This window comes from Rummeliibacillus pycnus (genome assembly GCF_002884495.1).
Taxonomy (GTDB): Bacteria; Bacillota; Bacilli; order Bacillales_A; family Planococcaceae; genus Rummeliibacillus; species Rummeliibacillus pycnus.
Map to the genome: position 1 here is coordinate 802,010 of NZ_KZ614145.1, position 25,810 is coordinate 827,819.

At 33.5% G+C, this 25,810-nt stretch carries 24 protein-coding genes and 2 other annotated features; of the genes, 21 read left to right on the top strand and 3 right to left on the bottom strand.

Translation table 11 applies throughout. From position 1 onward, the window contains the following. Window positions 1-112 precede the first annotated feature (112 nt). The 7 genes from CEF14_RS04105 to argS all read left to right on the top strand — a co-directional run bounded on the left by CEF14_RS04105 (window position 113) and on the right by argS (window position 6,942). Window positions 113-937, top strand: a complete 825-nt coding sequence (locus CEF14_RS04105) for an MBL fold metallo-hydrolase (protein WP_102691674.1) — start codon at window positions 113-115, stop codon at window positions 935-937. Window positions 938-1,100: 163 nt separating this feature from the next. Beyond that, a complete protein-coding gene (locus CEF14_RS04110; RefSeq protein ID WP_102691675.1) occupies window positions 1,101-1,562 on the top strand; it encodes a VOC family protein in 462 nt (153 codons plus the stop codon). A 360-nt stretch (window positions 1,563-1,922) separates the two neighbouring features. Further along, window positions 1,923-2,309, top strand: coding sequence for a group-specific protein (locus tag CEF14_RS04115; RefSeq protein ID WP_245890043.1), 387 nt, complete (start codon window positions 1,923-1,925; stop codon window positions 2,307-2,309). Further along, complete coding sequence (locus CEF14_RS04120) at window positions 2,296-2,835, top strand: RNA polymerase sigma factor (protein WP_245890045.1); 540 nt, start codon at window positions 2,296-2,298, stop codon at window positions 2,833-2,835. The genes CEF14_RS04115 and CEF14_RS04120 overlap by 14 nt, the downstream gene beginning before the upstream one ends. Continuing rightward, window positions 2,816-3,064, top strand: a complete 249-nt coding sequence (locus tag CEF14_RS04125) for a hypothetical protein (protein ID WP_102691677.1) — start codon at window positions 2,816-2,818, stop codon at window positions 3,062-3,064. The genes CEF14_RS04120 and CEF14_RS04125 overlap by 20 nt, the downstream gene beginning before the upstream one ends. A 116-nt stretch (window positions 3,065-3,180) precedes the next feature. After that, window positions 3,181-3,423: a binding site (T-box leader), on the top strand. 77 nt (window positions 3,424-3,500) lie between these two features. Next, window positions 3,501-4,715, top strand: coding sequence for a tyrosine--tRNA ligase (gene tyrS, locus CEF14_RS04130; protein ID WP_102691678.1), 1,215 nt, complete (start codon window positions 3,501-3,503; stop codon window positions 4,713-4,715). Window positions 4,716-5,012: 297 nt separating this feature from the next. Continuing rightward, window positions 5,013-5,228: a binding site (T-box leader), on the top strand. A 46-nt stretch (window positions 5,229-5,274) separates the two neighbouring features. Then, window positions 5,275-6,942: an arginine--tRNA ligase gene (gene argS, locus CEF14_RS04135; protein WP_102691679.1), complete on the top strand. Its 1,668-nt coding sequence runs from the start codon at window positions 5,275-5,277 to the stop codon at window positions 6,940-6,942. A gap of 202 nt (window positions 6,943-7,144) precedes the next feature. Here argS and CEF14_RS04140 read toward each other — a convergent pair whose 3' ends face one another. After that, window positions 7,145-7,831, bottom strand: a complete 687-nt coding sequence (locus CEF14_RS04140) for a Dph6-related ATP pyrophosphatase (protein WP_102691680.1) — start codon at window positions 7,829-7,831, stop codon at window positions 7,145-7,147. 700 nt (window positions 7,832-8,531) lie between these two features. On the opposite strand from CEF14_RS04140, the gene CEF14_RS04145 reads away from it, so the two are divergent. The 5 genes from CEF14_RS04145 to cdaS all read left to right on the top strand — a co-directional run bounded on the left by CEF14_RS04145 (window position 8,532) and on the right by cdaS (window position 15,986). Beyond that, window positions 8,532-9,725 carry a GTP-binding protein gene (locus CEF14_RS04145; protein WP_102691681.1) on the top strand — a complete coding sequence of 398 codons (1,194 nt, stop codon included), beginning with the start codon at window positions 8,532-8,534 and terminating at the stop codon, window positions 9,723-9,725. A gap of 580 nt (window positions 9,726-10,305) precedes the next feature. Then, the gene (locus CEF14_RS04150; protein WP_102691682.1) at window positions 10,306-11,193 is read left to right on the top strand and encodes a DMT family transporter; all 888 of its coding nucleotides are present in this window, start codon (window positions 10,306-10,308) and stop codon (window positions 11,191-11,193) included. 290 nt (window positions 11,194-11,483) lie between these two features. Beyond that, entirely contained in the window at window positions 11,484-13,610 is a 2,127-nt protein-coding gene (gene topB / locus CEF14_RS04155) for a type IA DNA topoisomerase (protein ID WP_102691683.1), read from the top strand. 883 nt (window positions 13,611-14,493) lie between these two features. After that, complete coding sequence (locus CEF14_RS04165; RefSeq protein WP_102691684.1) at window positions 14,494-14,718, top strand: hypothetical protein; 225 nt, start codon at window positions 14,494-14,496, stop codon at window positions 14,716-14,718. A 653-nt stretch (window positions 14,719-15,371) separates the two neighbouring features. After that, the gene (gene cdaS, locus CEF14_RS04170; protein ID WP_102691685.1) at window positions 15,372-15,986 is read left to right on the top strand and encodes a sporulation-specific diadenylate cyclase CdaS; all 615 of its coding nucleotides are present in this window, start codon (window positions 15,372-15,374) and stop codon (window positions 15,984-15,986) included. A 392-nt stretch (window positions 15,987-16,378) separates the two neighbouring features. Here cdaS and CEF14_RS04175 read toward each other — a convergent pair whose 3' ends face one another. Next, a complete protein-coding gene (locus tag CEF14_RS04175; protein ID WP_102691686.1) occupies window positions 16,379-16,714 on the bottom strand; it encodes a 2Fe-2S iron-sulfur cluster-binding protein in 336 nt (111 codons plus the stop codon). 583 nt (window positions 16,715-17,297) lie between these two features. On the opposite strand from CEF14_RS04175, the gene CEF14_RS04180 reads away from it, so the two are divergent. The 8 genes from CEF14_RS04180 (at window position 17,298) to CEF14_RS04215 (ending at window position 24,415) form a co-directional block, all read left to right on the top strand. Then, window positions 17,298-17,705: an NUDIX hydrolase gene (locus CEF14_RS04180; protein WP_102691687.1), complete on the top strand. Its 408-nt coding sequence runs from the start codon at window positions 17,298-17,300 to the stop codon at window positions 17,703-17,705. 90 nt (window positions 17,706-17,795) lie between these two features. After that, on the top strand, window positions 17,796-17,975 hold the full coding sequence (locus CEF14_RS04185) for a hypothetical protein (RefSeq protein ID WP_102691688.1): 180 nt from the start codon (window positions 17,796-17,798) through the stop codon (window positions 17,973-17,975). A gap of 252 nt (window positions 17,976-18,227) precedes the next feature. Further along, window positions 18,228-18,953 (top strand): ABC transporter ATP-binding protein, encoded by a 726-nt coding sequence (locus CEF14_RS04190; protein WP_102691689.1) that lies wholly within the window; start codon window positions 18,228-18,230, stop codon window positions 18,951-18,953. Next, complete coding sequence (locus tag CEF14_RS04195; protein ID WP_102691690.1) at window positions 18,950-19,966, top strand: ABC transporter permease; 1,017 nt, start codon at window positions 18,950-18,952, stop codon at window positions 19,964-19,966. Before CEF14_RS04190 ends, CEF14_RS04195 begins: the two co-directional genes overlap by 4 nt. A gap of 421 nt (window positions 19,967-20,387) precedes the next feature. Then, the gene (gene proB, locus CEF14_RS04200; RefSeq protein WP_102691691.1) at window positions 20,388-21,476 is read left to right on the top strand and encodes a glutamate 5-kinase; all 1,089 of its coding nucleotides are present in this window, start codon (window positions 20,388-20,390) and stop codon (window positions 21,474-21,476) included. Between the two features lie 12 nt (window positions 21,477-21,488). Beyond that, the gene (locus tag CEF14_RS04205; RefSeq protein ID WP_102691692.1) at window positions 21,489-22,736 is read left to right on the top strand and encodes a glutamate-5-semialdehyde dehydrogenase; all 1,248 of its coding nucleotides are present in this window, start codon (window positions 21,489-21,491) and stop codon (window positions 22,734-22,736) included. A gap of 94 nt (window positions 22,737-22,830) precedes the next feature. Further along, entirely contained in the window at window positions 22,831-23,277 is a 447-nt protein-coding gene (locus CEF14_RS04210; RefSeq protein ID WP_102691693.1) for a CoxG family protein, read from the top strand. A gap of 613 nt (window positions 23,278-23,890) precedes the next feature. Beyond that, a complete protein-coding gene (locus CEF14_RS04215) occupies window positions 23,891-24,415 on the top strand; it encodes a tubby C-terminal domain-like protein (protein ID WP_102691694.1) in 525 nt (174 codons plus the stop codon). Window positions 24,416-24,453: 38 nt separating this feature from the next. On the opposite strand, the gene CEF14_RS04220 is transcribed toward CEF14_RS04215, so the two are convergent. Then, window positions 24,454-24,855 (bottom strand): hypothetical protein, encoded by a 402-nt coding sequence (locus CEF14_RS04220; RefSeq protein WP_102691695.1) that lies wholly within the window; start codon window positions 24,853-24,855, stop codon window positions 24,454-24,456. Window positions 24,856-25,357: 502 nt separating this feature from the next. Here CEF14_RS04220 and CEF14_RS04225 point away from each other — a divergent pair. Next, window positions 25,358-25,789: a DUF1641 domain-containing protein gene (locus CEF14_RS04225; RefSeq protein ID WP_102691696.1), complete on the top strand. Its 432-nt coding sequence runs from the start codon at window positions 25,358-25,360 to the stop codon at window positions 25,787-25,789. The last annotated feature ends 21 nt before the right edge of the window (window positions 25,790-25,810 follow it).

A 25,810-nucleotide genomic window follows, 5' to 3' on the forward strand; every position in this document is an offset into this window, starting at 1 on the left:
CTTAATGGAGAAAGTTCATCCTAAAGTTGTAAATATTCCCTGGGATTATTTTGGTAAAATATATAATGACTAGTAGTCAAGAATAAATCACTACTGTAAAGGAGGAGTTATTTTGAATCGTTATATTTGTGAGACTTGCGGGGTTCAGTATGAACATTCTACTGAAGAGCCAAAGCATTGTACTATTTGCTCAGAAGAAAGGCAATTTGTTAATGTAAACGGGCAGAATTGGACAACTTTGGATAAATTGATTTCCTCAAAAATTTATAAAAATAACATTAATCTTGAAGAAAATGGTCTATTTAGTATTAAAACTAGTCCGACATTTGGAATTGGACAGACAGCTTATTTAATTCAAGAAAAAGATTTTAATTTGTTATGGGATTGTATTACATATATTGATCAGACAACTATCGAAAAAATAGAGGAATTAGGTGGAATTGATGCTATCGCATTATCTCATCCTCATTACTATTCAAGTCAAGTAGAGTGGGCAGAAGCTTTTAATGCATCTATTTATATACATGAGGATGATAGAGAATGGATTACAAGACCAAGTAACAAGATTATTTTTTGGTCTGGTGAATCACTCACCTTACAGAATGGATTAACGCTTCATCGTACTGGTGGTCATTTTAAAGGAGCCACAGTATTAAAATGGGAAAATGGTTATCATCAAAAAGGCATATTACTTGTAGGTGATATTATTCGGGTGGTTGCTGACCGTAATTGGGTAACATTTATGTATAGTTACCCAAATTTTATACCCCTTCCTGTTAAAACAGTGAAACGAATCTTAAATCAAGTAGAGGATTTTCATTTTGAACAGTTATATGATGCTTTTCACGGCGTTGTTAAAAAAGATGCAAAACAATGTGTTCATAACTCCGCTATAAGGTATATAGATGCTTTAGAGGGAAAGCTGTTTAATACTTAAAGTTCATAAAATATTTTCCAGAGAAGGCAAAACACAATGCTAATTCCTTCAGTTACTCTTTTCCGCAATCGAGTCATTAAATGAAATGATATTTCGAAATATTTAGATATTAATGTGAGTATTATTGTTAAGTTAAGTTATCTTAGAAGGAGGAATATCTAAAATGATTAAAAAACTCTACGAAACTCACTTGCAAGTAAAGGATTTAAAAACGGCCATCAACTTTTATCAAGATAAGTTAGGGCTTGAATTAGGATATGCAACAGAAAAAAACGCATTTTTTTGGATTGGAGAACCAGGCTACCAAATGCTAGGTTTATGGCTGGTGCCAGTTTCAAGTGAAATCGAAAAAAGGCACTTTGCTTTTGAAGTAGAGTTTGAATTCTTGATACATTCCATTCAATGGTTGCAGAATCGAGGAATTGAGGTTATTGGAAGTCAGGGAAAAAGCAACGAAGAACCGATTGTTCAAGCATGGATGCCAGCTGCCAGTATTTATTTTTTAGATCCCGATGGGAATAAATTAGAATTCATTTCCATGCTGAATGATGAACCAAGAGAATTAGATTTTGTCCCTTATTTAAGCGAGTGGAATAAATTGTCCAATTCTTCAACAGTTTCATAGATAGATTTCCGTCTAAGTTAATCTGATTGGGTATAAAGATTTTCAACTATAGCAGGTGAACTGCTTAATGGGTTTCAACAAAGGGGTGCTATTGTTGAAAAAAACTTAGATCAAACGATTTGATTGTTACTTTTGTATAATGAAGTAGCTGACATGAAAAACTAAACAACTATATTTTTAACCTCGTCCTAAATTTAGGACGGGGTTAAGCTTTGTTTGAGCTTTTAAAATCACATAACATTAGAGTCTTTTCACCATTTTCTTGGTAATGTAAGCGAGAAATTAGACTTTTTCTGGATTTAATTGAACTTTTTTCTTTCCTTAATTGTATAGTTAATGAAAATAGATGAAGGATAGGTGATGATGATGGGAATAGGTTGGATTGTATCGTTAATAGTTGTTGGTTTAATGGTTTCACTTATTGTAGCCATTATGTTTTCTATGGAACGAAAATATATTGTGCGTAAGAATGGGAAAATTGATTATAAAAAAACAACGATTTTTTTACGATGGAATGTTTTTGATACATTAACCCTTATTTTGGCCATTTATACAATGATTTGTGTGCAAATTTTAAATATGTTGCTATCATTCAATCAATCAGTTGAAAATCCTTATGTTCAATTTTTTACGAATCAATCGCAAGTATGGGTACTTGTAACCATTCTCTATTTAATATCACGTGTTTCAATCACTTTAAAATCCATTAAGGCTCATTGGGAGGATGAGCTAAATGAAAAACAATGAAGAGTTGATGGAGTCGTTTCAACAAGGCAATTTAGGGGCGTTTGACTTGATCTATCAGCAATTATATGAACCTCTTTATTGCTTTCTTTTTCGCTATACATGTGAGGAACAACTTAGTATAGATATTGTTCATGATACGTTTGAGAGATTACATAAAGTAAAATCTGATTATAAGAGACAAAAAGGAACTGTGAAATCATATGTATTTCAAATCGCATATCGATTGTTGATCAATAAACTAAATAGAAGAAAAAAGTGGCGCACTTTATTACCATTTTTAGTACCATCATCCGTCATATCGTATTCATCAGATGAAAAGTTAGTTATTCAACAACCGATTACTAGTTTACCAGAAAAGCAGAAAGCGGTCATTTTACTGACCTATTATCATGACCTAACTCAAGAAGAAATTGCCCAGATTCTGTCTGTTCCAATTGGTACTGTGAAGTCAAGGTTACATCACGCAATGAAAACATTAAAAGAAGAATTAAGGGAGGATTTCTACGATGAAAGAGGAATTCAATAGAGAAGAACGGTTAAAAATTTGGCTCGATGAATTTGAGGTGAAGATACCAAAAGAATTAGAACAATTTAAACGGAGTAGGTGGCAACGTTTTATGGGCTATTTAGCATCACCTACTCAAGATCCGTTAGAAGATATGAATTCAACATTAGTTGGCTTTAAAGCATTGAAAATTCTTCCGATTATTGGTGGGATAGGTATTACCATTTTTCAACTATTAATGATGTATTAATCAAAGGTTACAGGGACAAGAAACTTAAAATTGATTGACAATTCAAATAACTATACTATAATAAATAACAAGATTTGCATAACAAAGAATTGATTAGAACAATTTGGAGTATAAGAGTAAAAGCGTTGAAGAGAACGAGTAATTTTAATGGAACTTACAGAAAGTAGCCGGTTGATGAGAGGCACAAAGGAAAGTTAAAATGAATACATCTTGGAGCTGCGTACCGAACTTTAGTAGGCTACGACGGGGGTGCATCCGTAATCAATGCAAAGGTATCGCTATTTAGCCGTACCTATTGAGAAGAGTTATGTGAATAACTCTTAAAATAAGGTGGTAACACGTTCATAAACGTCCTTTAGGAAAATTCCTAAAGGACGTTTTTATTTTGCTCTTATAGAACTTGCAATATTAATTCAAATTTAAGGAGTTGTATTGTATGTTTTTAAAACCAGAGGAACAATTAGAAATTATTCAAAAGGGTGTAGACAAGATCGTTAACGAAGAAGAGTTATTAGCAAAATTGGATCATTCTTTTAAGAAACAAAAGCCTTTAACGATTAAGCTTGGTTTAGATCCTTCTGCACCAGACATTCACTTAGGTCATGCTGTTGTTCTAAGAAAAATTAAACAAATGCAAGACTTAGGTCATCGAGTTGTGATTATTATTGGTGATTTTACAGGCCGTATAGGAGATCCGACAGGAAAAGCAAAAGGTCGCGTTGCATTAAGTGATGAAATTGTAAAGGAAAATGCTAAAACCTATTGTAAGCAAATTTTTAAAATTTTAGATGAAGAAGAAACAACTGTACGTTTTAATAGTGAATGGTTATCTAGACTAACATTTGAAGAAGTGATCAAATTAGCTGCAACAACTTCTGTTGCACGGATTTTAGAACGTGATGATTTCCAAAAACGATATAACAATCAAGTACCAATTGGCATTCATGAATTCTTCTACCCATTAATGCAAGCATATGATTCAGTCGAAATTTTAGCTGATATTGAATTAGGAGGTACAGACCAAACCTTCAATATATTATTGGGACGCACATTACAAAAACATTTAGGGCTTGAAAAACAAATCGCCATTTTCATGCCATTATTAGAAGGGTTAGACGGTGTCGAAAAAATGAGTAAAAGCTTAGGAAATTATATTGGGGTAAATGAAGCACCTGAAGTAATGTTCAAAAAAGTAATGGAAGTACCTGATACATTGATTGTTAAATACTTTGACCTTGCAACAGATGAGCATCCTAATACGATTAAGGAAGTAAAAGATCGATTATCAAAAGGTGAAAATCCACGAGATATAAAACTAGAATTAGCAGAAATTATTACTACTTTATACCATGGTAAAGAAGCTATGAGGAGGGCGAAGCAATATTTTGAAATAGCATTTCAAAAGAAACAAATACCTGATAACATTCCCTCCATTTTGATTGAAATAGGAAAAGAATCTGTACTAGATCTTATTCCATCCTTAATTGCTAAAGATTTTATTAAAAGTAAAAGTGAATTTATGCGATTAATTCAACAAAATGGCGTTTCGGTAAATGGTGAAAAAATGAAAGAAGATGATATAGACAAAATTCTAATGAATGATGATGTTTTACAGATTGGGAAGAAGCGATTCATAAAATTTATTAAATAGGGGGCTAAGTTTATAGCTTCTTGTGTAGTTTAATGGATCAAAGATGATTATAGGTTGCGCCTTTTGGAAGAGATATTGTTGTAGTTTGGGTTGCTGGAAATACTCTTATTGGGCAACTGATCATAAGAGCATTCATAAATTTATTTATAAAGAACCCCAAAAAACGGTGATTTAAATGAAACATATTGTAATTTTGAAATAAGGGCAAAGCGATTATTGACTTGTTTTCAGATGAGTGGAGAATAGTAACAGTTGCAAGAATAGACAATTTATGTTAGATTATTAAAAATTCGATATGGCAATTCGTTGAAAAAGAGAGTAGCTTTCATGTGCTATCCAAGCAAGCCAGGGTTGATGGGAGCCTAGCATAGTTATGAAAGTGAACCGCACTTTGGAGAAGAAACTTGAAAATAAGTAGAGGATTTCCGGGGAGTTCCCTCGTTAACAATGTCAAGTGGTTGATGCATGTCAACAACTAGAGTGGTACCACGGGATTTAACTCTCGTCTCTGTATAAGAGGCGAGAGTTTTTTTATTTGTAAAAAAACGGAGGGGATCTTATGAAAAACACTGTAATTGAACAATTAGCAACAGTATTAGATGGGACATTATCAGTTCAAGAAATTGAAGACATGTTAGAAAAACCGAAATTTGAGCAACTTGGAGATATTGCTTTTCCTTGTTTCTTACTTGCAAAGAAATATCGTAAATCACCTCATTTGATTGCGGAAGAAATTTCGCAGCAGATTGCAAAAGAAGGCTTTGAAAAAATTGAGGTACTAGGGGGTTATATCAACTTTTTCTATGATAAAGTGACGTTCGCAAATGCAGTAATCACAAAAGTGTTAAAAGAACGTGATCAGTATGGGGCTAAAGAGGAAACTGGTAAACAAATTGTGATCGATTATTCCTCACCAAATATCGCAAAACCATTTTCAATGGGTCATTTGCGCTCCACTGTTATTGGTCAAGCTCTGGCAAATATTGCAGAAAAAAATGGAGATAAAGCCATTCGTATCAATCATTTAGGCGATTGGGGAACGCAATTTGGAAAGCTAATTGTTGCCTATAAAAAATGGGGTTCAAAAGAATTAGTGGAAGCTTCACCAATTGAGGAGCTTCTGAAACTCTATGTGAAATTCCATGAAGTTGCAGATGATGCATTAAATGATGAAGCACGTGCAGCTTTTAAAATGTTGGAGAATGGAGATTCAGAATCCTTACAGTTATGGCAATGGTTTAGAGAAGAATCGATCAAAGAATTCATGACACTCTATGATCTAATGAATATTCAGTTTGACTCATTTGCTGGTGAAGCTTTCTATAATGATAAAATGCCATCTGTTGTTGAGGAATTAGAGAAAAAAGGATTATTAGTAGAATCAGATGGTGCGGATGTAGTAGAGCTCGAAAACATGCCTCCTTGTTTAATTAAAAAGAAAGATGGGGCAACACTCTATGCCACTCGTGATTTAGCAGCTGCGTTTTATCGTATGAAAAACTATCAACCCAAAGCCATTTATTACGTTGTAGGAAATGAGCAATCTCTGCATTTTAATCAGTGGATTCAAGTAGTTGAAAAAATGGGCTATGAATGGGCGAAAAGCCTACATCATGTTCCGTTTGGCATGATGTTAAAAGACGGGAAAAAGATGTCAACACGTAAAGGGAAAGTTGTGTTATTAGCCAATGTACTAGAAGAAGTAATCGAAATGGTCAAACAAAATATCGAAGAAAAGAATCCAAACTTAGAGAACAAAGAAGAAGTGGCTAAAGCTGTTGGTGTAGGAGCAGTTATTTTCCATGACCTAAAAAACTTCCGATTAAATGATATCGAATTTTCTCTACAAGAAATGCTCAATTTTGAAGGGGAAACAGGTCCATATGTCCAATATACATTTGCTCGTATTCAATCTATTTTAGAAAAACAACCATTTAAAGAAAATAGATCCTATATATTAGAAGTGAATGATTATGAATGGCCAATTTATACGCAATTAGTAGAGTTTCCTACGATTGTAGAGAAAGCATATGAACATGCAGATCCTTCACTTGTGGCGAAATTTGCCTTAAAATTAGCTCGTACCTTTAACAAATACTATGGGAATACAAAAATCCTGGAATCAGATGACTTCTTAAATGGTCGTTTGGCATTATGTGAAAGTGTAGCGATTGTCTTGAAAGAATCTCTAAGACTGTTAGGAATAGAAACACCGAAGAGTATGTAATTGACAGCGATTTTGTTTTATAGTGAAAATGTTTGCCAAAATTCCAGTAATAGCCTTCATAGGAAGGCTAATATTATATATTTTTTTTAAAGAACCAGATATCAAACATTAGATAACTGGTTCTTTATTTTCTTAGTTTCCAATTTGATTTTGAAGTGTTCGTGATGGAAGTCGTCAGTTAATAGGTATCCATACCAGCCATCTAATCTAGTTCCAAAGGCAAAAAAGCATACTCTCCGTCTTTAATAATTTCACATTTACGAATTGGAATAGGACGTTTAAAGATGGGTCCATCTATTACTGTGGTATGGAACTCTCCACCTTCTCCACAAGGGTCAATACCACGAGCTTCAAGTTCCTTCACGAATTCATGGGTTAACGTTCGCCCTAAATCATCTTCTCGCATGCCAAGTGATAAATTAACAGTTACAATGATCGTTACAAAACCTAGATTTATGAATTCTTTGACAGCTTCAGAGTGGTTCATTTCCCATAAAGGCATTCCAAGCTTTAATCCAGCATTCTTCGTGACCTTTTCATGCCAGCAGCCATGAGCAGGCATATCTAAATCTCCAGTTACTAATACTTCTGCACCTTGACTTTTAGCTTTGTCTAAAAGGCGCATAAATACTTTTTCATAATCTGCCCAACTTGCAGCTGCTGTATATACGGGCAAACCTATAGAATTAGCTTGAGCACGTATGAATTCCAGAGACATTCCATGGGATCTGGAACGTTTCCCTTCATCCTCCAGCATTACGATCAGTCCAATCGCTTCTCCCGCATTCGCTGCTTTATACAGAGCTAAGACACTATCCTTTCCTCCGCTAAAAGAGGCTATAAATTTATGCTCGCGAGCATTATTTTTCCAATCCAATACTTCTGCCATTCTTATCTTTCCCCTTTATTCTAGTATAATGCACCTTCAATTAGATTGAGTTTATTTGCAACTCTGATAGTTCTCACAAGTTTCGCTGCGGTAGTGTTAAAATCCTTTGCGATTATTTCTTTGATCGTGGGTCTAATCTCCTTGTGCATTGTTAATATCTTTATTTTATATGAAAAAGATTACATGTGACCTTTTACTTTTTCACACACTACTAAATCGAGTTAAAAGGATTACTTATATTGTATAGATAACTCTTTAAAATTCCAAAAATTAAAAAAGAAGTAGAGTTTCAATTTCTTCAGCAAATTTTTTCACGAAGTCTCGGTCAAGTGCAATGGCTAAAGTTTCATCATTTTCCTTCAGTAATAAGAACCGTGCATTACAAATTCAAAATCTATAATGCAAAATTTATCATGAAGCATACTGGTTTTACTTCGCAAAACATTGACAACATCAAAATTTTTTACTAAATCATTCAATTTTTCAAACTAAAGGATAGTATAGATGATTTGTGAGGAGATTTTATAAGAATATTATTGACAATGTTAGATAAGAGGTATAAAATTCTAAATCGTAACCATTACAATTTAGAGAGGGGATTTATACGTCGTTTTTTAGTTTGCTTTTAATGCAAGAATAAAACTTTATATTTTTTTACATTTTTTAAATCGTAATTATTACTATTAAGGAGATGGATTGTTTGAAAAATAAAATTCCAGTTACCGTTTTAAGCGGTTATTTAGGCGCAGGGAAGACGACCATTTTAAATCATGTATTACAAAATGAAGAGAATTTACGTGTTGCGGTCATCGTAAACGATATGAGTGAAATTAATATCGATGCTTCTCTTGTAGAAAAAGGAAGCGGTATTTCAAGAACAGAGGAAAAATTTGTTGAGCTCTCAAATGGGTGCATTTGTTGTACATTGCGTGAGGATTTGCTGATTGAAGTTCAAAAACTCGCTGAGCGAGGAAATATTGACTACATAGTCATAGAGTCTACAGGTATTAGCGAACCAATTCCTGTTGCTCAGACATTTTCTTATATCGATGAAGAATTGGGAATTGATTTAACTGCATGTTGCTCGTTAGATACGATGGTAACAGTTGTTGATGCAAATCGATTTTGGACTGATTTTCAATCCGGAGAAAGTTTATTGGATCGAAAAGAAGCTGCTGGTGAAATAGATGAACGAGATGTTGCAGATTTACTAATTGATCAAATTGAATTTTGTGATGTTCTAGTTTTGAATAAATGCGATTTAGTAACAGAGGAGCAGTTAGAACGTCTTGAAAGGGTTCTACGTACTTTGCAGCCAGAAGCACAATTTATTCGTACAACTCATGGTGAAATTGATCCACAGGAAATTTTAAACACAAAACGATTTGACTTCGATCGTGTAGCCAATTCTGCAGGGTGGTTAAGAGAACTTGAAATAGGTCATGAAAATCATACGCCAGAAACAGAAGAATATGGTATAAGTTCTTTTACCTATTCAAGAACAATACCCTTCCATCCAAAACGATTTAAAGAGTGGGCGGAGAATATGCCCCTTGAAATTGTTCGTTCAAAGGGAATTATCTGGAGTGCTTGTCATAATGATGTCGCTATTCTCTTCTCACAAGCAGGCTCTGCTATTAATATTTCACCGATATCTTACTGGGTTGCTGCATTGCCGAAGGAGCAGCAAAAACAAATTCTTCTCCAAAATCCTGAAGTAATGGATGAATGGGATCCAGAATTTGGAGATCGTAATACACAATTAGTCGTTATCGGTATGGATCTACCAAAAGATGAAATTACAAAACAATTAGATAAATGCCTGTTAACAGACGAAGAGTTTAATAACAATTGGGATAGATTAGAAAACCCGTTTAATTGGGAATTGAGTTAAATACCACATAATAATGCAAGAGAGGTAGCATTCCAACAAGAATCCTCTCTTTCTTATGTAGTGTAGTAGTTGGTTTACTGATTTCAATGATGATTCCGATATTGGTATGCTTTATTGACTGATATAGAAATGACCTAAGATTGGTCACAATTGAATGATCCACTTCCTAAATTTATGGGTTTATCAAGATTGATCGTTCATTACCTGAGTGCAAAACAACTGCACTCAGGGTTTTTCTATCTATAAATTTAAGTGGATTTTAGAAAATCAGATGTTAAAGGGGATATGATATTGCAAAGCTAAATCTTAAAAACAAAATCTATGTTATCTTAATCCAATAATTATTGTATATTATAAAATTATTGTCCTGTATAATTAATGTAAATAGTTATCTAAATATTCTATTAAAATCAACTAAAAAAGAGGAGGCTTATTATGCCATTATCTTATAGAAATCCATACGTTAGGAAGCCCGTTTCAACATCACCACCACCGCTTACTCCTATAAACACGCTTATATTTACAACAGATTAAGAATCTGCGAAATATAAGCTGTTTCGCAGATTCGAAGGAGTAGACGATGAAATCTAACATTCAGTTTATATTATCAATGATTATTTTCGGAACAATTGGTTTAGTTGTAAGATACATTGATTTATCTTCGAGTGAAACAGCATTATTAAGTAGTTCAATTGGTTGTCTATTTTTATCGTTTGTATTTTGGGTTATGAGAAAATCTATTCCATGGAAATTAGTGAAAGCAAATGCTTTCATCTTACTTCTTTCTGGTATTGCATTAGGAGGGAATTGGATTTTCCTGTATCAATCCTATGATCATACAACAATTACTAATGCAACATTAGCTTATTACTTTGCACCTGTCTTTGTGATTCTTCTATCACCAATTATTCTTAAGGAACAAGTAACGATCAAAAAAATTGTTTGTATTGGTGTAGCGATATTAGGGATGTTATTGATTGTTGGAAATGGCATCAGTACATCTGGAAAAGACGATCTACTTGGCATCTTTTTTGGATTAGTTGCAGCTGTATTTTACGCTGCATTAATGCTAATTAATAAATTTATTCAAAACATGGATAGGTTAGAGATTACAATCATCCAACTTGGAACAACAGCTTTACTTCTCCTGCCATATGTCTATTTTACTGAGGGATACGGTATCTTGGATGTATCGAGATCATCTATTCCCTTTATAATACTATTAGGGATTGTTAACACGGGTATTGGATTTTGGCTATTTTTCTCGGGAATGGAAAAGCTAAGAGGACAGAGTATTGCTATGTTAAGTTATGTCGATCCATTTGTAGCTATCCTGATTTCTGGGTTCATCGTACAAGAACAAATGACGCTGATTCAAATGCTAGGTGGTGTGCTCCTATTGGGGTCTACATTTGTTAGTGAAACAAATTTTTTTAGAATATCTTCTAAAAGTACAAAAATGAAATAATGGATAAGAGCAGTGGAGCATTTTCGCCACTGCTCTTATTTTTTCAATGCTTTGTTAATTAAGTACAGTATTTCTTCATAACTTTATTCAAGAAAAAGCTGTGAATTCCGAATAAAGGTAAAAAGACCACCATTTTATTAGTTGGTCCAAAACTCGTAAAATAAATTATAATAGACATGTCGGCTAGAAAAGTATTTGTGAAATTGATTCACGTATAAAATAAATAACTTTTTTAACTAAAAAAAGAATTAAATCAATTTGAATAAGGATTCAAGGAGAGTGACTTTCATTTGACTCTTATATGTATACTTGCCGAAAAACCTTCACAGGCAAAGGCATATGCGGACGCATTTAAAGTAGCAAAGAAAACAAAAAACTACATAGAATTACAGCCATCAGCTACATTTCCTCAAGGTGCTACAATCACATGGGGAATCGGTCACTTAGTTGAATTAAAACAACCTGCAGATTACAAGCCTGAATGGAAAAGATGGTCACTTGCCCAGTTACCAATGATTCCTGACAAGTATGAGTTTCGTGTAGCAAAAGGGAAGTGGGATCAATTCCAAGAAGTAAAACGGCTTTTTAAAGAAGCAGATTTATTAATTAACGCGTGCGACGTCGATCGTGAAGGTTCGAATATCTTCTATTCGATTTTACGACAAACAGGTGTACGAAATAAGCCAATCCAACGATTATGGATCAATTCCTTAGAAATAGATGAAATTCGAAAAGGCTTTACGAATTTAAGAGATAACCAGAAGGACTTGCTTTTATATAAAGAAGCGCAAACAAGACAAATCAGCGACTGGTTAGTAGGGATGAATGCAAGTAGACTTTATACAATGCTTTTAAAGGCAAAAGGATTAAATGAAACGATGTCAATTGGACGTGTGCAGTCTCCAACTGTTTATATGATTTATCAACGTCATATGGAGATTGAAAACTTTAAGCCAACTAATTTCTATGAGTTAGCAGGGGATTTTATCTCTGAATTTGGTCCCTATAAAGGGAAAGCTGCTGTCAAAAAGGACAAGCGAGAAGAAGCAGAAGCGATATTAATGCAAGCTGGTATCGTTGAAAAAGAATCTCTACCTGGCACCATAAAAGACGTAAAAAAAGTAAAAAAATCTGTAAAACCTTCTAAGCTTCATTCATTGTCAACTTTACAAGCGAAAGCCAATAAAATTTGGAAGTACAGTCCAGCAAAAGTGCTAGAAATTGTTCAATCTTTATATGAAAAGAAACTAGTTTCCTATCCTCGATCTGACTGCCAATACATTACAGAAGCTGAATTCGGCTATTTGGTTCATCAAGTTTCTTCGTATCAAAAAATACTAAATCAACCTTTTGAAATAGCCAATAATAGACCTCAAAAAAGGTATGTTGATAATTCAAAAGTAGAGGAGCACTATGCCATAATTCCGACAAAGAGTATCCCGTCTGAGCAAAAAATTGCTGGATTGCCTCCAATGGAGCGGAATATTTATCTAGAAATTGTACGCAATACGTTAGCGATGTTTCATAGAGATTATTTATATGAAGAAACAATTATTCTGACAGATGTTAAAGGTATCGATTTTAAAACAGTAGGTAAGGTTGAGTTAGACAAAGGTTATCAAGAACTATGGCCAGTGTCCCCTAAAAAGAAAAAGGATGAAGAACCATTATTACCACAAGTCAAAATACAAGATACGGTCGAAGCACTTATTCATATTCATGAAGGAACAACGCAACCACCAAAGCCTTATACGGAAGGTCAACTTGTACAAATGATGAAAACATGCGGGAAGTTCGTAGAGGATGAAGGTCAAAGTGACATTTTAAAAGAAGTGGAAGGATTGGGGACAGAGGCAACAAGATCTGGCATTATTGAAACGATTAAGAGACATGGTTATATTGAAGTGGCAAAAAACATTGTGAGTATTACGGATAAAGGCCGTGTACTTTGTGAAACCATCGAAGGATCTTTGTTATCAAGCCCAGTCATGACAGCTAAATGGGAAACATACTTACGCAAAATTGGCAATGGAAATGGATCTCAAGAAGCGTTCTTGGGAAGTGTCTCAAAGTTTTTGCACCATTTAATAGAAGTGACTCCTGAAAAGGTAGCAGGAACAAATATACAGGCAGCCATCGAATCTGCACCCTCAAATGAACCAATCGTTGAATGTCCAATTTGTCATCAAGGAAAAATGGTTGCAAGAAAATCTTTCTATGGTTGTTCTAATTACAAAGCAGGGTGCAAATTCACTGTTTCAAAAACAATTGCCAGCAAAAAACTTTCACCAAATCAACTAAAAGATCTTTGTCAAAATGGTGTGACAAAAGAGATAAAAGGCTTTAAATCAAAAAAAGGCTCAAGTTTTTCTGCAAAACTGAAGTTGGAACAGGGGAAAGTAGTTTTTGAGTTTTAATAGAATTTAAAAATAGTTTCCAAAGAGTACTTTAACTCATACAAACATATGTGTACCTTAAAGGAAAAGAATCAATTTTGAAAAATGATCATTCAATTTGGATTCTTTTCTATTTGTTTAAAGTGGAGTAATTTGATTTAAGGGAAGACTTCTTTTCTTTGGATTGTTGTGGGATAAATCATTATTGAAGAAAAGTTCTTTTTTTCTATTTATTCATTTACAAGATATATTATGCTCTTATCATTTTTCTAATTGAATTAATTCCAAAATGCAATGTTTATTTAAAATATACGAACATTTGATGATATCCAATTTTGTTCATTGTGGAGCGGAAAAATATGTTGAAGATACGGGAGAATTATTACCTTTAAAATGGGATAAAAGATTTCATTTTATTTTTACGAAATATCTGAACTATTCCCAATTATTGATAAAAGAGTAATCAAAGAGTATGGAGGTGATAATCTTTTTTACTGGCAATGGAAAAGGATTGTTGGCATTACTTACAATGACAATCATTCTTATGATGTTACGGTAAGAATTGAGATCCCTCCGAAAAACTTTAATGATGATGTTAAAGAAGATTTAGTTTAGGTAAGAATTTTCCTATCCTGTGATAGTGAAAAGATTAATAAGAAGATATGTAATCACAAGTTCAAAATTGAAATATTGGATTACAAACATTTATCTTCATAAGTACTATTACCATTAACTTAACTTTAGCAAAATAACTAAAGTATTTTGCAACATTAGTTTTGATTCGCCTTCAGCTAATCCAGATAATTATGATGCATACGGAAAATGGATTGGTAAAAGATAAAAAGGAGGGTTATTCCCTTCTAAAAATTTGTAACAACAAAAATTATTTTAAAGGAGAACTGTTATGTTTACTATTGGTGAAAGAGTAATGGTATCAAGGGATAATGATAATGAAAAATATGATTCATTCCGAAACAAAGTATTGGTAGTAACTCATATTGCTACTAATAAACAGGAACATAAGGGCTATGATGGAAATTTAGAAGCGCCTTTATACGATCTTGAATTGGAAAATGGTGAAGCTATTAATTGCTCGTTATATGAATATGAATTGGAATATGCCGATTAAAAATGATTAAAATGGAGGGGTTTTCCCTCCTAAATAACAAACAAGGAGTCTTTACCGAAGACGTTGTAAATTGAAAAATGTTATATCATCAAAACTATACCCCTTTGCTTTTTAATTTATTCGTAATCTCATTTCTTCCATTTTCAGAAACTCTTTTTCTAAATCCGAAAGAGCTTTATCCGTTTCTCCGCTTTCTATAGCTGGGACCTCTTTTGTATTTAAATTCTTTCTAATGTTTTTATTGCCTAATCCACTTTTTTAGTGTTTCTTCGCTTTTTATATGAGCCAAAGCTACAACAGCCTCTGTCCAATCTCTTTTAATTCTTTTCCTTCCATATTGGCATTTCTAAAGTTCGTTCAATTAGCTGTTCTGTATGATGTATTTCCAAATTAAATTTAGGTAGGTTCTCAGGTGTTGTACAAAAATTATTACACTAAATATAATGCAAAATTCATATAAAATATACGAACACAGCAATAAAATCAATCTTCCAAAAAAGGAATAATAAATTTTATTTTAGACAAACTTTTACTATAGAGATTACGAATGTCTGCGAATTAATTAATGTAATTATTTTGCCTTTAAATTATTCTCGTTGTATGACAACAAAATATAAACGAGGTTGAAATTATAAAGAGGGAGTTGCCTGTTCGTGAATGATTGTAATTGTGACTTTACACCGATGGAACGCGTATTAAAAGAGGATATTCGACATGTTATAGACGTATTACAGAATAGTTTAGATGAAATGGGAGTGGGGAATGACAACTATTGTCTTCTTGGCAATTTTGAAAATGTAAAAGACAAATTTAGTGCAATCGAACTTAAGGCTGCTACTTTCTATTTGAATTGTTATTTGGCCCCGTATACAGATAAATATCCAGAAATATCAATTTGTGCACAAAAATTATCAAATAAAAGACATGGTGGTTTAATCGTCATTCAAAGGGAAGATTCCCTGTCATCTTTAATACAATCAGGGATAACTATAAACGCCGAACTAACTCATTCCTTATTGGAATCCATTTTTTATCCTGGCAATCCATTACATGACGGGGCTGTTTTAGTCAATAAAAATCATATTAAATCTGCAGCAAATGTACTTCCACTTTCCAATAAATCTGCAGGTGATAAAAAGTTAGGTACGCGTCATCGAGCGGCCATCGGTTTATCTGAGCGAAGTGATGCACTGGTGCTAGTGATATCAGAGGAAACCGGTAGAGTATCATTTGCCTTAAGAGGCGAGCTTTACCCGATTACAATCTGAGCTATTTTCAAGTATTAATTTAATATATTCTTTGTCAAAATGACTTCATATAAATTGTGTAAATAATTTAAATAATTGTGTAAAATTCTTAAATCCTTGGTATAAAGGGGGGCAAAAGATCGCAATGTAAGTCTGCCCCTTTTATTCATTTTAGTTATGATTCGAACAAATCAATAGATTCTCTCTGATATTCTCTGAAGATAGGTGTTTGCAGTTATTTGGATATCAGCATGCGTATGTCTTAATAAGTGTACGGATTTCGCCATCTGTATATATGAGGGGGAAAGGGGGTAGCGAAATGCTCATCAAAAGCTAGATGGGGATAAAGCGAATAAGGATGATGCTTCCCACTTTTGTGAAACCATTTTCTAATTTTACGAAAGATAGATGGCTCACTCTTCAGGTCTTGGTCCAACTGGTTGACCAGAATTTTCCACGGTCAGAATTGGTCGTATTGTAATATCATCATTCACAATAATTTGACAGGATAAACGCAAAAAATCTTCAATTATATGATTACCAGTGCCTTTATTGCTCAAAGCATTCTTTTCTTTGTTGGTCAATTCTAAATAATCTCCAGCCATTATCTCAACTCGACAAGTCGTACAGCGTGCTTTTCCTCCACAACGATGAAGAATATTTACTCCGTTATCTTCCAGGGCTAAAACTAATTTTTTCCCTTTTTCAACTTCAAAAGTCTGTCCACCAAATATAGTGACATATGGCATTTCAAATCACCTCAGATCCAATCATTCAATAATCTATTTATGGACTTGTTAAGCAAACTTTAGACAAAATATAATGATTTAAAATGAAATAACATCAGAATTTTTTTATAAACCTCGATAGTCTATATTTAAAATTTAATAGAAAGTAGATAAAGGGATTTTCAGTAATTGATTTCAATAATGAACATTAAATAAGCAATATATTGGACAAATTCATGATTCTGTGTAAAAATGGTAAATATGCTGATTAGCTAGTTTTGAAGTTATTGGCATTCTACTAATGTTTTTGAAGATACTTATTCACACTGGCGTGACTATGGGGTCACAAGGACGCGAAAGAAGGTAGGGTTCGCGTTGCTTAAGTTAGAAAGCTTTCCAGTGGAATTTTACCGCGGCAAGAAAGATAGACTTTCTCGTAAATATTCCCCGGATGATCGGGTTGAAATTAGAACATTCATAAATTAGCTAATAAATAATTCAAGGGGTACGCTCAAAGTTGAGTGTACCCCTTGTCCAATTTATAAAAGCAACTTCAATAATTAAACCGATAGAGAATTTTACAAAAGTGAAAGGGGAATGTTAAATGCAACCTATTTTTTCTCGTGTCCTGATAAAAGATAAAAACAATCATATTTTAGTTGTTCAAGATAGAGAAAGCGTTTGGAATTTTCCAGGCGGTAAACAAGAAATTGGCGAAACACCAGTAGAATGTGCTATACGAGAAGTAAAAGAAGAAATAGGACTAGATGTACATAAACTTACAGAGATTGTTCACGGAGCTTTTCTTTTTAATGATATCCAATGGCGTGGATATTTTTACTTTGCGGATTCTGTTAGTGGTTATCCTTTTATGAATGAAGTAGATAAAATAAAGGAAATTCGATTTATCAACAGCTTTGACACAGTGAACTTTCCAAAGGAACTCATAGAAACAATTCATCAAATGTTCAAAAATCCTCTTTTGCAAGAAAAAATTACTTTTTGGAGATAAAATGGTTCGTTTACCCAATCAATAGAACTTCTCTTTCTAAGTATAAAACAGTAGGAAGTAGACAATTCTATTTGATGGAGGTGAGTTAAATTGACAAAGGATAAAAAGAAAAAAAATCAAACAGACCGTGAAGAGTACGGATATGGTTATGATCTTAGTCCTGACGACTTAGATGTAATTGGTCAAAATAATGCAGCGAAAGCAAAAAATAAAAATGAAAATCAAGGGAATTCAACAGATAAAGAAACACCATCTAAATTAAATCAATAGTGGCAAAATCGAAAGCGCCAAAAAAGAAATACATCTAAGCTATTTCTTCTTTGGTGCTTTATTATGTAATTAATTTCAAAAAACAAACTAATTGAGAACGAATCATTTGAATAAAGGGTATATTCATTTCATCCAAATAGTAAATAGATGATTAAAATGGAATTTACACATTTGTTAAGATTGTTTATTGTATTACTCTCTTCTATGAACTACACTCGAAATAACAACGTGTTTAATGAAAGGAAGGAATATATGACTGTATGTGTAACGATCACAAACGTGAGTAAGTATTTTCATAAACATGTAGTTTTAGATGATATTAGTTTAACTGTTCAAAAAGGAAAAATCTTTGGCATGATTGGGCCTTCTGGATGTGGGAAAACCACTTTGATTAAAGTGATAGTGGGCATGTTGAAGCCGGAGCAAGGAGAAGTGACGGTATTGGATCAGCAAGTGCCACAATTTGAATTATTAAAAAAGATTGGTTATATGGCACAATCAGATGCACTATATACAGATTTAACTGGGCAGGATAATCTACAATTTTTTGCTAAGTTATATGGATTCTCCAAAAAACAAAGACAACAACAAATTGCATATGCGGCAGAAGTTGTACAATTAACAAATGAATTAAAAAGAAAAGTTCAAGATTATTCTGGTGGGATGAAAAGACGTTTATCATTAGCGATTGCACTGATACAAAATCCAGAAATCTTAATTTTAGATGAACCAACAGTAGGAATTGACCCCGCATTGAAGAAAATCATTTGGAAAGAACTTGAAAGACTTAGAGATGAAGAGCAAAAAACGATTTTTATCACAACACATGTGATGGATGAAGCGGAGAAATGTGATGAATTAGCTTTAATGCGTGAGGGCAAGATCATTGCTCAAGGTATGCCAGAAGCATTAAAAACACAATTTGAAGCAGATAATTTTGATGATGTATTCCTAAATGCAGGGGGGCATCTATCATGAGATTTTTAGCATTAGTAACTAGGATTATTCAACAAATGATTCGTGATAAACGAACTATGGCATTGTTATTTTTGGCACCATTACTTGTATTAAGTTTGATGTACTTTATTTTTCATTCAGATGAAGTCAATACTACTGTAGGTGTGGTAAATGTAAATGAACAGATCGTTCATAAAATCGAGCATGCTGATATATCTGTCATAAAATATAATCAGTTAAGCACTCAAACAGCATTACATAAAAAGTTAGATGGATGGCTTGAAGTGAAGAATGGTAAACTCTCATTAACACTTCAAAATGATGATCCGAGTCGTGCAAAAGCACTTCAATTCAAGTTAAAACAAGCACTATCAAATCAACTACAGCAAGAAATGCCGATTTCAATTGAATATGTATATGGAGACAAGGAAACGGTACTATTTGATGTGATTAGTCCCATTTTAGTAAGCTTTTTTGTTTTCTTTTTTGTCTTTTTAATTGCAGGAATAGCACTATTAAAAGAAAGAACTACAGGTACCTTAGAAAGGTTACTTTCAACGCCAATTAGAAGATATGAAGTTGTTTTAGGATATTTAACAGGCTATGGTATTTTTGCAATGATACAAACATTAATCGTTGTATTCTATGCGGTACATGTATTAGATGTAGTTCTTGTCGGTTCAATCTGGAATGTACTTTTAATCAATTTATGTTTGGCATTAGTTGCATTGTCACTCGGCATTCTATTATCTAGTTTTGCTTCATCAGAATTCCAAATGGTTCAATTTATCCCATTAGTTATCATCCCACAAATCTTTTTTACAGGACTATTTCCAATGGATGGAATGGCAGATTGGCTTGTTAATATTGGACGTATAATGCCACTGTATTATGCATCGGATGCTATTAAAGGGGTTATGTATAAGGGATATGGATTGAACGATATTGCAATGGATTTATCAGTTTTAATCGGTTTTGCAATTGTATTTATTTTATTAAATATTGTCTCTTTGAAAAAATATCGAACCTTATAGAATGCTAAATTTAATGTACTTTCAGTTAAATGTATTGACATTCTAATCAAACTATTGCATTCTTATATGTAAATATTAAGCGAAAGTGAAGACTAGTACGTGTGTCACTTCTGTGAAAGAGAGCGATGTTCACCGGCTGAAAGGCATTGCAACAGAACCATGCAGAACCTACTTCATTGCTCCTAGCAAAACTAGGCGCAGTCTCAAGCGTTATGAGGAATGAGTGGGATATCAATTTTGATATTCAACTAAGGTGGTACCACGAAGAGTAACCCTTTTCGTCCTTAAATTTAAGGATGAGAAGGGTTTTTTATTTTACTTAAAAATGGTGTTACTTTCCGAAAACTCGATTGGTTCAACTAACTATTAGTCGGATGGTCATCCAACTGATAGAAGTTTCACTTTATTGGAGGAAATAATGATGGAAAAGAAACGAATTGTTGTGAAAATTGGTAGTAGCTCTCTAACCAATTCAAAAGGGGAGATTGATCAAATTAAGTTTCATGATCATATACGAGCAATTGCTAAATTAAAACAAGCTGGACATGATGTTGTTCTCGTTTCTTCAGGAGCAGTTGCTTGTGGATTTCGAAAACTTGGATATTCATCAAGACCCGTTACTTTAAAAGGAAAACAAGCTGCAGCAGCAGTAGGTCAAAGCTTACTGGTGCAATCATATACTGAGCAGTTAAGTGAATATGACATTGTAACAGCACAAATTTTATTGACTAGAACGGATTTTTCAAAAAAAGATCGTTACAAAAATGCTTATGCAACACTTTCTGAATTACTGGAACGTTCAGTGTTACCAATTATCAATGAGAATGATACGGTTTCGGTTAAGGAACTAACTTTTGGTGATAATGATATGTTATCGGCATTAGTGAGTGGCTTAGTGCATGCGGATCAACTAATCATCTTAACGGATATTAATGGTCTTTATAATGCCAATCCTAAAAAAAATCCAGAGGCTATTCGCTTTGATCGATTAACAGAAATTACAGATGAATTACTTGGTTATGCCACAGCAGAAGGGTCAAAAGTAGGTACAGGTGGTATGCAATCCAAATTACTCGCAGCAAAAACAGCCTATGACTTAGGGGTTAAAGTTTTCATCGGACGAGGTACAGGGGAAGATAAGCTCTTAACTATTTTAAATGGTGATGGGGATGGTACGTATATCGAAAAAGATGAGTTACCTATCTTGAATAGTCAAAAGCAATGGATTTCATTATTCTCTGCTGTCGCTGGTAGGATTACAATCGACAAGGGTGCAGAAGTTGCATTAATTCAACATGGAAAAAGTCTATTACCAGCAGGTGTTATTGGGTTAAAGGGCGAATTTTCTACAGGAGATGTTGTAGAAGTATATGGTTCACATGGCCTTCTAGGAAGAGGAGAAATTCTGTATTCATCCGAACAGCTTGAACAATCCATGGGAAAAAGAACAAGTGAGATAGAAACACCATCGATCGAAGTCATTCATCGGGATCGTTGGGTTCAACTATAGGGAGGTATTAGCATGACAGAGGTATTAGAAAAAGGGAAGTTAGCCAAAAAAGCAAGTTTTGAAATGATTCAAAAATCAACAGCAGAAAAAAACAAAGCATTACAATTGATTGCCGAGCAACTACTGAAAGATAAAGTGACCATCCAAATAGAAAATGAAAAAGATATTGTTGCAGGTAAAGAAAAAGGATTATCTACATCCGTTCTAGACCGTATTCTTCTAACTGAGGACAGAATAAATGGGATTGTCGAAGCAATTGAGTTAGTCATAAGCTTGCCAGATCCAGTAGGTGAAGTTCTGGAAAAGATAACAAAAAAAAATGGCCTACATATCGAAAAAAGGCGTGTGCCACTTGGTGTCATCGGGATGATTTATGAAGCACGTCCTAATGTCACAGTTGATGCAGCAACACTAGCTCTAAAAACAGGGAACGCTGTAATTCTTCGAGGAAGCTCATCCGCCAAATTTTCAAATATGGCATTAGTGGAGTCGATTCAAAAAGCATTAAGTCAATCAACATTACCTGTTAATGCCGTTCAACTTATTGAAAATACAAGTCATGAAGCTGCTGAAGAGCTCTTCCATTTAAAAGAATACCTAGATGTCTTAATTCCACGTGGAAGTAAGAACTTAATCGATACGGTTGTATCAAAAGCAACCGTACCTGTCCTTGAAACAGGTGCAGGAAATTGCCATATCTTCGTTGACGAAACAGCTAACTTACAAATGACAAAAGATATTGTTTTAAACGCTAAAACCCAACGACCATCCGTTTGTAATGCTGCTGAGAGTCTATTGATTCACGAAAAATGGTTTAAAGAAAATGGAAAAGAGTTAATAGAAACGTTGATCAACACTGGAATCACAATTTTCGGAGACGATTTAGTACTAGAGGCAAATCCTGACGTACAAAAAGCTACGGAAGAGGATTGGGCAACTGAATACTTAGCCTTAACGTTAAGTGCTAAAATTGTGAGGAATGTGGAGGAAGCCATTGAGCATATAAATCAATATGGAACAAAACATTCTGAAGCCATTATTACTGAAAATCAAGAGCATGCATTTGAATTCCAAACAGGTGTCGATGCTGCAGCTGTATATCACAATGCATCAACCCGTTTTACGGACGGTTTTGAATTTGGCTATGGAGCAGAAATAGGAATTAGTACACAAAAACTACATGCAAGAGGGCCAATGGGATTACCTGCATTAACTTCTAGTAAATATTATATATCAGGTAATGGACAAATCCGTGAATGAACTGGGAAATTTAGGTCTTAAAGGTCTATTATTTGATAGATATTATAGTATAATAAGTCAAGAAATTACTATTAATAGAAAGTAGTGAACAATCATGGCAACAGCCTCACACACAGTCGAAGTTCAAGTTCCACAAAAAGAAGTTTGGGATTTTGTAAGTCAAATGGAAAAATGGGCTACACTAGTACCAGGATACCGCGAACATCAAATACTAAATGATAAACAATCTACATGGACATTTGCAGGAAATGTAGGTGTATTAAAAAAAGAAGTAAAAGTACAAATTGATATTATCAGCTGGGAAGAACCTTCTAAAATTAGTTTCGAACTAACTGGTTTAACAGATAAATTTTCAGGAACTGGTTATTTTGAAGATGTGGCATTAGATGCTAACAAAACACAAATGACAGGTCATTTAGAAATCAAAGCAGGCGGCCTAGCTGCACCAGTTTTAAATCCAATCTTTTCAGCAGTACTTCCAAAAGCAACTAGCGTCTTAACAAATCGTGTTGCCAACAAAATTCAATTAGTACATGCTTAATTTAAGTATCTAATACAATTTGATAGGTACCTATTTGAAAAGGTGCCACAGATTATTGCCAAAAGATATCGAGAGACACTCTTGATATCTTTTGTTATTTTAATAGTAGAATAAATTTCATAAATCCATTTTCGGTTTTTAAATCCGGACATTTCAGCACATTAACTTTTCATATTCAGATTTGGTTGTTTCGCTACAGACGGCGCTTTCCACGTCCTGTGGCAACGACTCCGTGACCAACATCCTGTTGCCCTGAAGTGGCTCATCGGACGCCGCCTGGAAAGCACACTGGCAGAGCGCAAGTCAATCCCAAGTTAAGGTGATGAGCCTGATAATGGCTTGATAACTGTTATTATGCTACAAAGTACACCATAATCATAAATTTTATAACAGTAATAAAAGCATACTTATCGTAATGGATATTGTTGATTGGAACGGAAGATGACTACTCCTTTGGGAATAGTGGGAAAGTCTGCTACAGTGGTAATCAACCTTCTTATATAAAAAACGGACTGTAGGCATCTAATTTGATAGGTGTCTATTATTTGTTTTGTGTAATATTATTCGATATAGTTTTGATAGGAAAAACGGTATTTAGGACAGGGGCAAATTCATGAAAAGTTATTATTATGTGCAACCAAACACGATCAAAGAAACACCTATTTTAGAAATTCAAAATGAGCAACATGAAATCGTTTTTACATGTCAAAGAGTTTATAGTAACGCTTTAAAACGTCTATTTGACCAACTATTAGAAAATAAATATTTTTTAACATACAAAACTTATGATCTTGAGCAACAAGAACTTTTTACTTGTAAGAAAATATCAAGAAAAGGCAAGGTGTACTTTGAAGCAATAGATGAACAAACGAAAGAAAAATACATGATTGCTTACGAGGGTTGGCAACAAATGATCCCAGATTTAATGATTAAGAAAGATCAATTTTTAATGAAGATACATAAAGAAATGGAAGAATGGTCAACTTTTCTTGTCGACAACAGAGAAGTTGCAAGATGGAGGGCGAATTTGCAAGATAATGCTTTTCATATGGAATTACAAATTGAAGATAATTCACCGATTACCAATCCGGCGTATTATGTAGCTATTAGTCAGTGTGTTTTATATATTGGGGGTTAGAATATAAAATAAAAAGGCTTCAAAGAAGCCTTTTTATTTTATATTTGATATGTTTTTGTATCTGATATAATTTTGAAGTAAATACCTTTTACATCTTTTGTTACGGATTCTTTTAAGGTTTCTAAGTTCACTAATTCGTTAGAACCAACATATTTTGCAAGTTCATCCATCAGGCGTTCAAAAGAATCGGTAAATAATGTTCGCATATTGTCAAAATCTAAGTTTCTAAAGCTACCATCTATTTGGAAAGCTTCAATAGAATTCATTTGTTTAGACGCTCCAGCAAAACGATCATCATAAACTGTATAATTTTCATCAGTTAGGGCAATGATAAATAATTCTTCACCAGTTGTTGTACGTAATTCAATATGGTTTTTATGTTTTTTGACGTCAACGATAATATGTATACCATCAGCATGTCGAATATTAAATAATGACATATTCTTTCCTCCTTCTAATAACTACCTTATGTAGAATAACATAGATTCATAAGAAATTTCTTCAAATGATACAAAATTCAACAATAATACATAAATAATAATTACATGAAAATAAAAATTATTCAGAATAAATATACTATATGAATAAGTCAATATATATTTTTAAGGAAAAAGCCTTTATTTGTGCATGTTTTCACATAAAATGTTCAAATTTGATGGAAACTATATAAAGAAAGGTGTATTATTCACTTGTAGGCATATAAATGTGGTTATATTACACCATATTTATAGTATAGAGGTTAAATATAGATCGTCCAAAAGCATTCGTTAATGTTGGTATACGACTGCTTTTGAAAAGTAAGCGTTGGAGAAGATGATTACTGGCATGCTTGGTCAGGATTATCTAACTAATGTAATGTCGAAAGATGATCAAGGATGACTTCTTCACAATTATTTGAATGAGTAAATAATAAGAAATAGTTATTGTAAAGGAGAATTGGATATGTCAGAAACGACTAATCAATTACAAGCTGAAAAACCAGCTGTAAGCCAAGAAAAACTTGATGTATTGGATCAACTATTAAAACCTGAGGTGCAAGATTCTATTACAGCATTGGTAAATGAATTACCAAAGTTAACTGAAATGATGACAACGTTAACTAAAATTTATGATGTAGCACAATCTCTAGCAACTGATAATGTCCTAAAAAATGATATTGTTGGTGCTGTAGGAGAAATGGCATCTCCAGTTGTAAAATCAGCAAAAGGCTTAGCTGCAACAGCTATCGAAGCGAAAGATCGTGCTGCTGAAAGCACTGAAACAATTGGTCTATTTGGTATTATCCGTTTACTAAAAGATCCACAAGTACAACAATTATTCCGTTTCGCTAATGCTTTCCTTCAAGTGAACGAAGAACATAAACAATTAAAATAGTCTTACATCAATACTGATTAT

Bases quoted from the DNA above. Each gene is read 5' to 3' on its own strand.
- proB (WP_102691691.1), top strand. From the start codon at position 20,388: ATGGAAAAGAAACGAATTGTTGTGAAAATTGGTAGTAGCTCTCTAACC.
- argS (WP_102691679.1), top strand. From the start codon at position 5,275: ATGAAAAACACTGTAATTGAACAATTAGCAACAGTATTAGATGGGACA.
- tyrS (WP_102691678.1), top strand. From the start codon at position 3,501: ATGTTTTTAAAACCAGAGGAACAATTAGAAATTATTCAAAAGGGTGTA.
- CEF14_RS04195 (WP_102691690.1), top strand. From the start codon at position 18,950: ATGAGATTTTTAGCATTAGTAACTAGGATTATTCAACAAATGATTCGT.
- CEF14_RS04225 (WP_102691696.1), top strand. From the start codon at position 25,358: ATGTCAGAAACGACTAATCAATTACAAGCTGAAAAACCAGCTGTAAGC.
- CEF14_RS04205 (WP_102691692.1), top strand. From the start codon at position 21,489: ATGACAGAGGTATTAGAAAAAGGGAAGTTAGCCAAAAAAGCAAGTTTT.
- CEF14_RS04210 (WP_102691693.1), top strand. From the start codon at position 22,831: ATGGCAACAGCCTCACACACAGTCGAAGTTCAAGTTCCACAAAAAGAA.
- CEF14_RS04120 (WP_245890045.1), top strand. From the start codon at position 2,296: ATGAAAAACAATGAAGAGTTGATGGAGTCGTTTCAACAAGGCAATTTA.
- CEF14_RS04215 (WP_102691694.1), top strand. From the start codon at position 23,891: ATGAAAAGTTATTATTATGTGCAACCAAACACGATCAAAGAAACACCT.
- CEF14_RS04125 (WP_102691677.1), top strand. From the start codon at position 2,816: ATGAAAGAGGAATTCAATAGAGAAGAACGGTTAAAAATTTGGCTCGAT.
- CEF14_RS04165 (WP_102691684.1), top strand. From the start codon at position 14,494: ATGTTTACTATTGGTGAAAGAGTAATGGTATCAAGGGATAATGATAAT.
- CEF14_RS04190 (WP_102691689.1), top strand. From the start codon at position 18,228: ATGACTGTATGTGTAACGATCACAAACGTGAGTAAGTATTTTCATAAA.
- CEF14_RS04140 (WP_102691680.1), bottom strand. From the start codon at position 7,831: ATGGCAGAAGTATTGGATTGGAAAAATAATGCTCGCGAGCATAAATTT.
- CEF14_RS04180 (WP_102691687.1), top strand. From the start codon at position 17,298: ATGCAACCTATTTTTTCTCGTGTCCTGATAAAAGATAAAAACAATCAT.
- CEF14_RS04115 (WP_245890043.1), top strand. From the start codon at position 1,923: ATGATGATGGGAATAGGTTGGATTGTATCGTTAATAGTTGTTGGTTTA.
- CEF14_RS04110 (WP_102691675.1), top strand. From the start codon at position 1,101: ATGATTAAAAAACTCTACGAAACTCACTTGCAAGTAAAGGATTTAAAA.
- CEF14_RS04220 (WP_102691695.1), bottom strand. From the start codon at position 24,855: ATGTCATTATTTAATATTCGACATGCTGATGGTATACATATTATCGTT.
- CEF14_RS04150 (WP_102691682.1), top strand. From the start codon at position 10,306: ATGAAATCTAACATTCAGTTTATATTATCAATGATTATTTTCGGAACA.
- CEF14_RS04175 (WP_102691686.1), bottom strand. From the start codon at position 16,714: ATGCCATATGTCACTATATTTGGTGGACAGACTTTTGAAGTTGAAAAA.